The following is a 12,672-nucleotide window of genomic DNA, read 5'->3' on the forward strand; positions in this document are numbered from 1 at the left end:
ACAGGAAAAAATTTTTTTCGATGGAACCGGGGCGGTTAATAGCCGACAAAACCAACAGAGTCAGCTTCCTCTTCTGTGTCCCACGCCTGGTTTTTCTTTTTCTTATTGTCTGCCTGAAGATTGAGATAGATGGACTCTAAATCTACATGTTTTTCATAGTGCCACTGCAAAGCAACTGAAGTGTAGAGTTCATTAAGCTGAGCATATGAAAACCCTTTTGTCCACTCAACCAATGTTTTTACTTCGTCTTCTTTTTCAAATCTATATTTCAGAACGAAACAAACCCAACAAATCTAAAGATAAGATTTATTGGGTTCATTATGCTGATTTGAAAGTAGGTTTTTTTCTAACATGAAAAAACCTACCTCTTTCCCTTTCAGCTTACTTTGTGCTCAATTCGCAGCTTATCGGCTACCATGGCGATAAACTCTGAGTTTGTTGGCTTGGCTTTAGAGACGCTGACTGTGTAGCCGAACAAATTGGAGATGGAATCAATGTTCCCACGACTCCATGCTACTTCAATCGCGTGACGGATGGCGCGCTCCACGCGGCTTGATGTCGTGTTAAATTTCTTGGCGATGTCAGGGTATAGTACCTTTGTAATCGATCCGAGCAATTCAATGTCATTATACACCATCGTAATCGCTTCACGGAGATACATGTAACCTTTAATGTGAGCTGGGACCCCAATTTCGTGAATGATGTTCGTAATGCTCGCATCTAAATTAAAGACGTTTGCTTCAGGCTTCTTCGGTTGTGCAAATGAAGAGTGGTTAGATGCAGTATTTTGCACAAACGAACGTTTTTGACCGCTAACTTCACGGATGTTATTAATTAAAATCTCCATATCAAAAGGCTTTAATACGTAGTAAGAGGCTCCTAAATCAACCGCTTTTTTCGTGACATCTTCTTGACCAAAGGCTGTTAGCATAATGATGTTCGGCTTCGTTTGCAAGTTCATGTACGGGAGTTTTTCAAGTACAGCCAAACCGTCCAAATGAGGCATAATAATGTCCAAAATTAAAACATCTGGCTGTCTTTCCTCCACAATCGATAAACATTCTTGACCGTTAAAAGCAACGCCTACCACTTCCATATCGTCCTGGGCAGACACATAGTCATTCAGTAAGTTCACAAGTTCGCGATTATCGTCAGCAATACATACTTTCACCTTTTGCACGAGAACAACCCTCCAGTTACTAAGATACTTCCTTGTCATAAACTTTTCGACATTCGGCCTAGAATCCCTCTTCTAATTTTAAAAAAATTAAAAAATCCCATAATTTCTTTTATTTCCTTTGTTTTACTCTTGTTTTCGATATGATTCGCCATTTGACTACAAAGAATTTATTCCTTTTGTCGAATTTTCTTTATCCTTATCATAGCACACTTTCTCTTCTTCGTTCATCCTTTTCTTTTTGCAGAAATGGGAAAAAGCCAAAGGAGGTCAACTCGCTTTGGCCTTTGATTGATCGAAGGTAATACCTGCCTCTTCAAGCATCCAACTTATATGACATCCGTAACCGCTAGTGGGATCGTTTACAAACACATGGGTCACTGCACCAACAAGCTTTCCGTCTTGAATAATCGGACTTCCACTCATCCCCTGAACAATTCCACCTGTTGTATTTAGCAATTTTGGATCTGTCACTTTGATGACAAGTCCTTTTGTTGCCGGTTGCTTTTGTGGAACCGAGCTGACAATCTCAATATCAAATTCCTCAACTTTTTCTCCTTCAACAACGGTTAAAATTTTGGCGGGGCCTTCCTTCACATGGTTTGATAATGTCACCGGAAGTGCTTCATCTGACACATGATTTTTTAAATCCTTTTCGGTTAGCGTTCCAAAAATTCCGAATGAACTATTTTTCTCAATTGTCCCTAATGTGTTACGTTGGTTTGAAAAACTCGCTAACTTTTCACCTGGGTCTCCATTGCTCCCTTTGTCAATAGACGTAACAGATGAGCGAATAATTTGACCGTCGTGAACAACGATCGGCTTTTTTGTATCCACATCAGATATCACATGCCCGAGAGCACCATATTTTTTCGATACTGGGTCATAGAACGTTAGTGTGCCAACACCTGCAGCTGAATCTCGAATGTACAATCCCATGCGAAAGGTGGATTCTCCTTTATTTTTCAAAGGTGACAACTCACGTACAAGGGTTTGATCCCCTCGACGAATTTCCACTTTTAATGGCTTCTTGCCTTCTCCCGCTGCTTGGACCACATCTCCCACTTCATCCATGTGCTGAATTTCTTTATCATTCAGTTTGGTAATTCTGTCACCTACACGGATACCTGCCAGTTCCCCAGGTGATTTCTCACCGTTTTCTGAATGGATGAGATGATGACCAACAACAAGGACACCATCTGTATTCACTTTTACACCGATCGACTGTCCGCCAGGAACGACTTTCATTTTCGGAAGCGTATCAATGCTCAGCTTTTTGATTGGAATGCCTGCTACTTCTATTGTGGCTTCATCTGTACCTTCTTCTACTCCTGTAACGGTTTGCTTCGTGTAACCATCATCTGTTGGCATAGCTTCAAATGCCACTTTCGATTCTTTCGTAGACACTGTTATTGCTTGACTTAACATGCTGGAGGTTTCCAGCCATTCGAGTTGTTCTCCCTCAAAGATCGTTAATGATGTTGGTGACATCAGTAAGTCTTTCACGGACGGAGAAAAACCGATCATCATCATCGTGACAAGGAGACAGCCTCCTACCACCATTCGAATCGTTTCGCCTCTCACTTCCTTCACTCTCCTAGCTCCTAGCCCACACACCCGATTGGTTTGGCTCTATATCTAATGTTGCCTTTCGAGCTCACGTTTATAACTGTTTCGGGATGAAAAAAGCTAACCTTTATTGGTTAGCTTTTCAATGGTTACATTTGATGCTTGTCGCTAGGTCCAGAAGCTCCTTTGCGTGCTCCTTTGTCAGCTCTGTCATTTCAACGCCAGCGATCATTCGCGCGATCTCTTCCACCTTTTCTTCATCCTTAAGTGCTCGCACTTCGGTCGTCACCCTACCCCCTACTTCCTTTTTTGAAATGTAGAGGTGCGTATCTGCCATGGCAGCCACTTGCGGTAAATGAGAAATGCATAAAACTTGCGAGCCGACGGAAATGTGGCGAATTTTTTCCGCTATTGCTTGCGCCACACGTCCGCTTACTCCTGTATCCACTTCATCGAAAATAACGGACGTGACGCCTTGATGATTGGAGAAGATTGTCTTTAATGCGAGCATAATCCGTGAAATCTCGCCACCTGAAGCGACTTTGGCTAACGGCTTGACTGGTTCCCCTGGATTGGTGGATAAATAAAATTCTACATCATCTACGCCATTTTCACGAAAGGGCTTCTTCCCTTCTGCTGTTTCATGAAATTTTACTTCGAAGGACGTTTTCTCCATGTAGAGAGCGCGCAACTGCTCATGAATTGACTCGGTTAGCTCCATTGCTTTCTGCTTACGAATGTTTGTTAAGGCAGCACTTTCCACTTCTAAATCGAGTCGCATCGTTTCCAATGACTGCTCTAATTGTTTGATGCGGTCATCTTTATGTAAAATCGAATCAAGCTGTTCCTCAATGGTTGATGCGTATTCCACGATTGCGTCGACTGAATCACCATATTTACGTTTCAGCTTCTGCAGTTCATGAAGTCTGCTTTCAATCATTTCAAGTCGTGTAGGATCAAACTCAAGCTTGTCCAAATAGTCACGGAGTGTGAACATCGCCTCTTCAAGTAAATAATACTGCTCCTGTACGTGTTGTTGAAGCTTACCTAATTCTGGGTCGTAGCTCGAAGCGTCTTCAATATGAGTGAGGGCATTGTTGATCCATTCAAGTCCTCGCCCTTCTCCATATAAATTATTGTATGCATCATGTACAGACTTAAACAGCTTCTCTGCATTTGCCAGCTTTAATCGTTCAGCTTCAAGTCGTTTATCTTCACCTGGTTCAAGTTTTGCGGCTTCAATTTCTTTTAACTGGTATTGAAATAAATCTGTTTTTTGCGCCATCTCTTTTTCATTTTCCGTCAATTGAGCGAGTTGTCTTTCCAGCGCTAAGTATTGCTTGTACAATTCCTTATACTCATCCAACACAGTCTCTAATGGATGGCCCGCAAAATGATCGAGTAGTGAGAGATGCTGCTCTTTATGAAGCAATGTTTGATGCTCATGTTGTCCATGGATATCCACAAGGCTTTGACCAATTTCTCTCAAGATTCCGAGCGTGACCAACTTTCCATTAATCCGGCAAATGCTCTTTCCTTGATTTGTCACATCTCTTCTTAAAACGATCATCCCATCATCCGCTTGTATTCCGAGGGCCTCCGCTTTCGCAAAAGCAGGATGCTTCGGCTCCAATATAAAAAGGCCTTCAATCTCTGCTCGTTTTTCGCCATAGCGGACATACTCCGCTGATCCTCGGCCTCCTAGCAGCAGACCAATCGCATCAATGATAATTGATTTTCCAGCACCCGTTTCCCCTGTCAATACGGTTAAACCTTTATCAAAAGAGACTGTTAATTGTTCAATGATCGCAAATTGTTTGATGGATAACTCAACGAGCATCGCTCATTCACACCTTTACTATAGGTTAACCTATAACATGTTTAAAAATCGCTCGGTCACTACAGGTCCATCTTGCTTGTCTTTACATATGATCAGGATCGTATCATCACCACAAATGGTTCCCATAATTTCAGTCCAATCAAGGTTATCAATGAGCGCACCAATGGCATGGGCATTCCCTGGCAATGTTTTCATCACAATTAAATTATCCGTTCGGTCGATGCTAACAAAAGAGTCCACAAGACCACGTTTGAGCTTTTGTAACGGATTAAAACGTTGGTCAGCTGGTAAACTATATTTATATCGCCCATCCATCATTGGTACTTTGACAAGATGCAGCTCTTTTATGTCACGAGAAACTGTTGCTTGGGTGACATTGTAACCAGCCGCCTTTAACTGTTCTACAAGCTCATCTTGCGTTTCAACATCGTTATTTGCAATGATCTCTCTAATTTTAATATGTCGCTGTCCTTTATTCATGATTACCACCTGTTTTCTAGAGTCAATACCTTTATTATCTACATAATTTGTTAGGAAAACAACCGATGATGACTGACTGTAGGCGTACTCGGAAAGTCGCCTCGTGTTTGACGCTTTGCGCTAGACATCTCTGTTTCTATATTTATAGAAAAACTTGGCATAGTGGCCAAGCTTCCTTGTTGCTTTTTTCTCGATCGTTTTACCCTTTTTTCAACTCTAAATGGGCCCGTTCAACAGTGTCTCGAATCATTTCTTGGGAAATAAAGGATTCTTTATCCTTTCGCCACATCAGGTGAAGAAGAAACTCAATATTTCCTTCTCCTCCCGTTATCGGTGAAAAGTCAAGTCCTCCTACGGCATAACCTTCTTTTAAAGCAAATTCAACGATTGTGCTTAACACTTTTTGATGAACGCTTTTATCACGGACGATCCCCTTTTTCCCCACTTCCTCTCGGCCTGCTTCAAATTGTGGCTTCACTAAAGCTACAACGTCGCTATTCTCAAGAAGCATCGTTTTTAAAACAGGTAAAATGAGTTTAAGCGAAATAAAGGATACATCAATGGTCGCCATATTTGGCAGTCCACGTTCTAATACCTCTGGCTTCAAATAACGAAAATTCGTCCGTTCCATTACAACGACTCGCTCGTCTTGGCGAAGCTTCCATGCTAATTGATTGTAGCCTACATCGACCGCATACACGAAGGTCGCCCCATTTTGCAAGGCGCAATCTGTAAACCCTCCTGTAGAAGCGCCGATATCTAAGACAACTCTGTCGGTTAAATGGAGGTCAAATGCACGGATGGCTTTTTCTAGTTTTAAACCGCCTCTGCTGACATAAGGAAGCACCTCTCCCTTGACGGAAAGAGGTGTATCACGATCCACCTTTAACCCAGGTTTATCGACTCGTTCATGTCCTGAGAAAACGAGACCAGCCATAATCGACCGTTTGGCTTTTTCCCTCGTTTCCATCAGGCCACGCTCCACGAGCAATACATCTACACGTTCTTTTTTACTCATCTTAGCCTTACGCCCTTTTTTGCTTTCTCGGAAGCAATTTGCTTAATTGGTTCGCCACTTGGCTTGAGGTGAGGCCAATTTCTTCAAGCAATTCGCTTACGCTTCCGTGTTCAATAAATCGATCAGGTATTCCCATCCGCTGGGTGACGACATTGTGATACCCATGGTCATGGAAAAATTCCAGTACCGCACTACCAAAACTTCCTTGCACCGCTGTCTCTTCAAGCGTTAATACTGGTCGCCCGCTTTTCGCAATCTCGTGAAGCATCGCCTCATCAAGAGGCTTAACCGACCTAGCATTGATTAACCGGATGGAATAACCTTGTTGTGAAAGCTCTTTACTCGCTTGCTCTGCAACTGGGATCATCGTTCCGAAGGTAAGAATACAGGCATCCGTTCCTTCTTGTAGCACTTCCCACGATCCAATCGGGATTTCCTTTAACACCTCGTCCATTTTGATTCCATACCCGTTCCCTCTTGGATAACGGACAGCTATTGGTCCACCCTCATATTGTATGGCTGTATAAACCATGTGCTGCAATTCATTTTCGTCCTTTGGCATAAGGATCTTCATGTTTGGTAAATGGCGTAAATAGGCGATATCGAAAACCCCTTGATGTGTTTCGCCATCTGCCCCAACAAGTCCTGCTCGGTCAATTGCAAAAAACACGTTTAAGTTTTGCCTGCAAATGTCGTGCACGACTTGGTCATATCCCCTTTGCAAAAAGGTTGAATACACAGCGAATACGGGCTTTAACCCTTGTGTTGCAAGTCCCCCGGCCATTGTGGTCGCATGCTGCTCTGCAATCCCTACATCAAACATACGATCTGGAAATTCCTTTGCGAATTGGTCAAGCTTCGTCCCACCAGGCATGGCTGCAGTGAGGGCCACAATTCGAGGGTCGTTGCGAGCAATTTTCTTTAATGTTTCTGCAAACACACCGCTATAACTTGGCGGAGCCGGTTTTTTTACAAGCTCACCTGATTCAATTTTGTAATGACCGACCCCATGCCATGTACCCTTCTCATCATTTTCTGCGGGGGCGTAGCCTTTTCCTTTTTTCGTCAGAACGTGAATGAGGACAGGACCTTTTGTTTTCTTCGCGTATTTCAAGTTTTCCATCAAATCGTCAAGGTCATGGCCGTCGACTGGTCCTAAATACGTAAAGCCCATTTCTTCAAAGAAAATGCCAGATACGAGCAAGTACTTTAAGCTGTCTTTCACACGCTCAGCCGCTTGAGCCAACTTACCACCGAAAGCTGGAATCTTTTTGATCAGCATTTCCAGATCTTCTTTTGCCTTTTGATATTTACCTGCTGTCCGCAAGCGCCCAAGAACATTGTGAAGAGCACCGACATTTGGAGCGATCGACATTTCATTATCGTTTAATACGACAATTAAATCCTTCTGCTCATGTCCGATATGGTTTAACGCTTCGAGGGCCATGCCACCTGTCAACGCTCCATCACCAATGATGGCGATAACGTTTTCATCTGTCCCCTTTAAATCACGGGCTGTAGCCATTCCCATCGCTGCAGATAGAGAAGTGGAACTGTGTCCCGTTTCCCAAACATCATGCTCACTCTCGTCGCGTTTCGGAAATCCACAAAGCCCTTTATATTGTCTAAGTTGATCGAATTGTCCTGCTCGTCCAGTCAAAATTTTATGTACGTAAGCTTGATGACCTACGTCCCAAATCAACTTGTCTTTCGGACTGTCAAACAGTGAATGTAATGCCAACGTCAATTCGACAACCCCAAGGTTTGGCCCGAGATGGCCGCCCGTAATGGATAGCTTTTCAATTAAAAATTGACGAATCTCTTCCGCTAATTGCTCCAATTCTTGCTTTGTCATTGATTTGATCAAGGAAGGATCGTGCAGCTTCTCTAAGTCCATGAAGTGACCTCACTTTCGAGAATTTTTCTCTTTCTTCTTTTTTCCATTTGGTAGAAAGTTTATGTTCATTTTTTCTTCAAGAAAATAAAACACTTTTCCTACTTGGTAAATAATTGCGGTGGAATGCTCAATCGCCAATGTCTTCCCAATCGCTTTACCGCCCACCGTTAGCGCGGCTACCACACTCGTAAATAAAACCGACAACGCAAATTGCTGGCCTGAGTTTTCACCATACCCGAGCTGTAAAGCCAACTGAATGACAACATAGGTGGCTGCTGTTCCACTCACAATACCTGATATATCTCCAATTACATCGTTGCAAAAATTCGCAAACCGATCCGCATTGCGAGTAATGGCGACAGCTTGTTTTGCCCCTTTTAACCGCTCTGAAGCCATCGCATGAAATGGCTTTTCATCTGCTGCAGTTGCTGCCACCCCAATTGTATCAAAAAGAATCCCAACAAGCACAATAAGCAAAACGATTCCCATGCCAACTGCCCAGGAAACACCGCTTAACATGAATGTGGAGACAATTGAAAAAATCGCCGCTAACACAAGCGTGATAACGGCAATAGCTAAAGTCCAATTTATTGATTTTCCTAGAGATTTCATAGCGCCTCGCATACACCTTTTTAAATAAAATACACTAAATTCGTTCCGACTGCGTATGTATGAGAGTGGTCATTTAAAGAGTAAACTCTGTGGCTTAGGTCCAGTAGGATTTCCCAATTCAACACCAGTGCGTCGCCGCGCTGGCGGTTTCCCTTTATGTTGAACTTGGCGCTGTCACCAAACGCCAGACTGGATTACCACTTAGTCCACACTGTAATCCTCTTTAAATGTCCCCATGGAACAGTCTAGGAGTTTTCCTCGGCAATCCCTTGCCATTCTCTTATCCTCTTTTGCAGAGCAGATTTCATATGGTACTAGAGAGGCAATGGCTGTTGGCCGACAGCGGATTGCTTCAAAACCCATAATCCCCTCTACTCCACTCAAGGCAGGCTACGCTGCTGACAAGCTCCCTAGCTTGCCTTCGCAGGTTCATACCCTTTGCTCTTGCCCTATGTCCATACATAAGCAGCAGAGAAAAAGGCCTCCACAGTAGGAGGGTCATCGCCCACATGCCTTTGTGGATCGCCCTACTACCTTTTCTCCCAGCAATGACCCAAGGCTGGGCGCCTCAAGCCATCACAAGGAGCTTCATCGATGTGCCCTTTGGCGGATTTTTAGCCCCGCCTTCAAGAATGGAGGATTGACTAGAATACTGCACCACTCTTATTCTAAAAGACATTATACCATGAAATCAATCGAAGCTCAATTACATTAATTCCCTTCTTTGATCAGCAACTAATGGTTACGATTCACGACATAATCCGTTAATTCCTCTAATAAGCGATGGTTCATTTGAACACTATATAAATATTCCTTTGCCAGCAAAGTATGCAAGTGAAGCTTCTCTTTTGCCCCTTCGAGGGTTAATAGGCTTGGATAGGTGCTTTTTTGATTTCCATCATCGCTTCCAACTGGTTTACCAATGGCAGCTTGATCCCCTTCAACATCTAAAATATCATCTTTTATTTGAAAGAGTAAGCCTAATTCTCTTGAAAATCTACGTATGTTCTCAATATCTTGTTCAGATGCATCCGCAAGCCTTGCCCCTGCAACAATGGCGAACGAGAGAAGCGCCCCTGTTTTATGATGGTGGATATATTCAAGTCCCTCGACCGTTAGTTTTTGATTTTCTCCTTCGATATCAGCTACTTGTCCGCCTACCATTCCTTCTGGTCCAGCAGCCCTTGCAAGCTCTTCTATCAAGCAGAGTGTTTTGGCCGGGTCAACACCTTTCATTTTGGCCACAATCTCAAAGCTGTACGTTAATAATGCATCCCCTGCAAGAATGGCATGAGCTTCTCCGAACACTTTATGGTTCGTCGGTTTTCCCCGGCGAATATCATCATCATCCATCGATGGGAGGTCATCATGAATGAGCGAGTACGTATGAATCATCTCAATCGCACAGGCAAGGTCAATCCCCTGTGAAATATCCTTTTGAAAACTTTTCATCGTTGCCAATAGCAGCGCTGGTCGAATTCGTTTTCCTCCTGCCTTCAAGGAGTAAAGCATAGAATTTTTCAGCATGTCAGGAGAATTTAGTCGTTCAATATGTGCAGGCATCCGCTCTTCGATGATGTCTTTAATTTCATCTAAAAATTGTAACAGTTGTACACTCACTCTTGTTCCTCCTGCAATACTGTTTCCTCAAAATTCCCATCTTCTTTCAATATCTGATCCATCTGCTTCTCTACAGTTGCCAGCTTTTCATGACAAACCTTCGAGAGGTTCATCCCTTTTTGGAACATCGAAATGGCTTCCTCTAGCGGCACGTCCCCTTGTTCAAGCTGTTCTACCACTTCTTCAAGCTGCTCCATCGCCTCTTCAAAACTGAGTGGCGGTTGTTCATTTTTGATCATATCCTTCTCCCCCGCTTTCGCTCTCTATTTCTTTCACATCACAGATGAGCTGCCCATCAGTAACCCGAAGGTGCAAGCGGTCATTCATCCTTACTTGCTTCACCGATTTTATCAGCTCTTGAGTTTTCGCTTTATATGGTAACGCGTAACCCCTCTCCATGACTCGCAGTGGACTGAGGAGGTTCAAACTAGAAATGGCTTGTTGGAATTGCTGCTCTTTCCGCTCCATCATTTGTTGGAATTCTTTCTTCAATAAAACTTCTAGCTTTACTCTTGCTTGCTCCGCTTGCCTGAGGCGCCCTTCTGGATGGATTCGTTTTAAGCGGTATTCAAGCTGACTCAGTCGATCCTTAGCATCGCTAACCATTCGCCGTTGATGCTTCGTCAATCGCTCAAGCTGTTGATCAAGCTCTAATTCCTTTTGTTTAACCAATTGTGCTGGATAACGAAAGGCATACGATTTTTGCAGGCGTTGAAGGTGTTCTTTTTGCCTTTTGAGTAGTTCATGCTGGGCACGTTTTAGCCTTTGGGTATATTGGTTGACACGAGAGATGAGCTCTTTCAAGTCTGGAACGGCTAGCTCAGCGGCTCCTGTCGGTGTAGCTGCTCGTACATCGGCGACAAAGTCAGCGATTGTATAATCTGTTTCATGACCGACAGCTGAAATGATCGGAATGACCGACTGATAAATCGCTCGGGCAACAAGCTCTTCATTAAATGCCCATAATTCTTCAATCGAACCCCCACCTCGACCAACAATGAGAAGATCGAATCCACCTACCTCATTGGCTTGCCTAATCGCTTTTGCGATCGAATGAGGTGCTTCCTCCCCTTGCACGAGTACAGGGAGAAGCGTCAATTGAGCGATAGGAAAACGCCGTTTAATGGTTGAGGCGATGTCACGAATCGCTGCTCCTGTTGGCGATGTTACGATCGCAATTTGTCTTGCAACAGGAGGCAATGGCTTTTTGTTTTCTTCCTTAAACAGTCCTTCTTGTTCAAGTCGTTCTTTTAGTTGTTCATAGGCAAGATATAAGTTTCCGATCCCATCCGGCTGCATTTCAAGCGCATAAAGTTGATATTGACCAAACGGTTCATACACGTTCACTTCTCCGCGAACAATGACCTTCATTCCATTTTCAGGTTTGAAATTTAAAAAACGATTATTACCTGCAAACATCACAGCAGACATTTTAGCATGCTCATCCTTTAGTGTGAAGTACATATGCCCTCTACTATGATGCTTAAAGTTAGAGATCTCTCCTCGCATCCAAACGTCTTGCAATAACGGGTCATCTTCAATGGTTCGCTTCAAATGTCGTGTCACTTCTGAAACCGTCAAGATTGGCTGCTGACCTGCCATTTCACACACGCCCTATTCTTTCGCTGCTTGAATCGTATTGGCTAATAGCATCGTGATCGTCATTGGTCCGACGCCTCCAGGAACAGGGGTAAGATGGGACGCTACCTCTCGAACACTTTCAAAGTCCACATCTCCGCAAAGCTTTCCATCGACACGGTTAATGCCGACATCGATCACAACAGCGCCTTCTTTGACGTGACTTGCGTCAATAAAACGAGCTCTCCCAACCGCAACAATTAGAATGTCAGCCTGTTTTGTGATCTCAGTTAAATATTTTGTACGCGAATGACAATATGTAACGGTAGCATGTTCATTTAACATTAATTGTCCGACTGGTTTACCAACGATATTGCTCCGTCCAACGACAACAACGTGCTTTCCGGCAATCTCCACATTTGCTTCTTGCAGCATGACAAGCACACCAAAAGGCGTACAAGGAAGGAACGTGTCTTCACCGATCATCATTCGCCCTACACTGATCGGATGGAACCCGTCCACGTCTTTGGCAGGAGAAATCCGTTCAATAACCGCCTGTTCCGAAATTTGTTCTGGCAATGGCAGTTGCACGAGGATACCATGGATCGTAGGATCGTTGTTCAAACGGTCAATTTCTGTTAACAGCTCCTCTTCCGAAGTGGATGCTGGAAGCTCTTTTAATACAGAATAAATTCCAATTTGCTCACACGCTTTTTGTTTTGAGCGAACATATACTGTGGATGCAGGATCATTACCAACAAGAATCACAGCTAAGCCTGGGGTGATTCCACGTTCTTTTAACTTGGTTACCTCTGATTTTAATTCGTCACGCTTTTTTGCTGCTAATGCTTTTCCATCTAATAATACTGCACTCATCGTCT

General features: G+C 43.5%; 14 protein-coding genes. 1 reads left to right on the forward strand and 13 read right to left on the reverse strand.

All coding sequences use genetic code 11. The annotated features are described in order from the left end of the window. Positions 1 to 35: 35 nt before the first annotated feature. The 9 genes from FED51_RS14065 to FED51_RS21160 form a co-directional block, all read right to left on the reverse strand. Entirely contained in the window at positions 36 to 233 is a 198-nt protein-coding gene (locus FED51_RS14065; protein WP_053430720.1) for a hypothetical protein, read from the reverse strand. 143 nt (positions 234 to 376) lie between these two features. Continuing rightward, positions 377 to 1,180, reverse strand: coding sequence for a sporulation transcription factor Spo0A (gene spo0A, locus FED51_RS14070; RefSeq protein WP_010898921.1), 804 nt, complete (start codon positions 1,178 to 1,180; stop codon positions 377 to 379). Positions 1,181 to 1,447: 267 nt separating this feature from the next. After that, positions 1,448 to 2,761: a SpoIVB peptidase gene (gene spoIVB / locus FED51_RS14075; RefSeq protein WP_134229573.1), complete on the reverse strand. Its 1,314-nt coding sequence runs from the start codon at positions 2,759 to 2,761 to the stop codon at positions 1,448 to 1,450. A gap of 127 nt (positions 2,762 to 2,888) precedes the next feature. After that, entirely contained in the window at positions 2,889 to 4,586 is a 1,698-nt protein-coding gene (recN, locus tag FED51_RS14080; protein ID WP_053430718.1) for a DNA repair protein RecN, read from the reverse strand. 30 nt (positions 4,587 to 4,616) lie between these two features. Then, a complete protein-coding gene (gene ahrC, locus FED51_RS14085) occupies positions 4,617 to 5,066 on the reverse strand; it encodes a transcriptional regulator AhrC/ArgR (RefSeq protein ID WP_010898925.1) in 450 nt (149 codons plus the stop codon). Positions 5,067 to 5,265: 199 nt separating this feature from the next. Next, positions 5,266 to 6,084: a TlyA family RNA methyltransferase gene (locus FED51_RS14090; RefSeq protein ID WP_010898926.1), complete on the reverse strand. Its 819-nt coding sequence runs from the start codon at positions 6,082 to 6,084 to the stop codon at positions 5,266 to 5,268. Between the two features lie 7 nt (positions 6,085 to 6,091). Continuing rightward, positions 6,092 to 7,981 carry a 1-deoxy-D-xylulose-5-phosphate synthase gene (dxs, locus tag FED51_RS14095; RefSeq protein WP_010898927.1) on the reverse strand — a complete coding sequence of 630 codons (1,890 nt, stop codon included), beginning with the start codon at positions 7,979 to 7,981 and terminating at the stop codon, positions 6,092 to 6,094. Positions 7,982 to 7,990: 9 nt separating this feature from the next. Beyond that, entirely contained in the window at positions 7,991 to 8,593 is a 603-nt protein-coding gene (locus FED51_RS14100; RefSeq protein WP_010898928.1) for a CNNM metal transporter family protein, read from the reverse strand. A gap of 201 nt (positions 8,594 to 8,794) precedes the next feature. Then, on the reverse strand, positions 8,795 to 8,956 hold the full coding sequence (locus FED51_RS21160; RefSeq protein ID WP_153231708.1) for a hypothetical protein: 162 nt from the start codon (positions 8,954 to 8,956) through the stop codon (positions 8,795 to 8,797). Positions 8,957 to 9,102: 146 nt separating this feature from the next. Here FED51_RS21160 and FED51_RS21580 point away from each other — a divergent pair, with 146 nt between their 5' ends. Continuing rightward, positions 9,103 to 9,237: a hypothetical protein gene (locus FED51_RS21580; protein WP_276324543.1), complete on the forward strand. Its 135-nt coding sequence runs from the start codon at positions 9,103 to 9,105 to the stop codon at positions 9,235 to 9,237. A 91-nt stretch (positions 9,238 to 9,328) separates the two neighbouring features. Here the strand turns inward: FED51_RS21580 and FED51_RS14105 are convergent, their stop codons facing one another. The 4 genes from FED51_RS14105 to folD are packed head-to-tail and all read right to left on the reverse strand — an operon-like array spanning position 9,329 to position 12,667. After that, positions 9,329 to 10,213, reverse strand: a complete 885-nt coding sequence (locus tag FED51_RS14105) for a polyprenyl synthetase family protein (RefSeq protein WP_010898929.1) — start codon at positions 10,211 to 10,213, stop codon at positions 9,329 to 9,331. Then, entirely contained in the window at positions 10,210 to 10,452 is a 243-nt protein-coding gene (gene xseB, locus FED51_RS14110; protein WP_010898930.1) for an exodeoxyribonuclease VII small subunit, read from the reverse strand. The genes FED51_RS14105 and xseB overlap by 4 nt, the downstream gene beginning before the upstream one ends. Beyond that, the gene (gene xseA, locus FED51_RS14115) at positions 10,439 to 11,815 is read right to left on the reverse strand and encodes an exodeoxyribonuclease VII large subunit (RefSeq protein ID WP_053430717.1); all 1,377 of its coding nucleotides are present in this window, start codon (positions 11,813 to 11,815) and stop codon (positions 10,439 to 10,441) included. Before xseA ends, xseB begins: the two co-directional genes overlap by 14 nt. Positions 11,816 to 11,827: 12 nt before the next feature. Next, on the reverse strand, positions 11,828 to 12,667 hold the full coding sequence (folD, locus tag FED51_RS14120; protein ID WP_053430716.1) for a bifunctional methylenetetrahydrofolate dehydrogenase/methenyltetrahydrofolate cyclohydrolase FolD: 840 nt from the start codon (positions 12,665 to 12,667) through the stop codon (positions 11,828 to 11,830). Positions 12,668 to 12,672 lie beyond the last annotated feature (5 nt).

Source organism: Halalkalibacterium halodurans (assembly GCF_005671335.1).
GTDB classification, from domain to species: Bacteria; Bacillota; Bacilli; order Bacillales; family Bacillaceae_D; genus Halalkalibacterium; species Halalkalibacterium halodurans.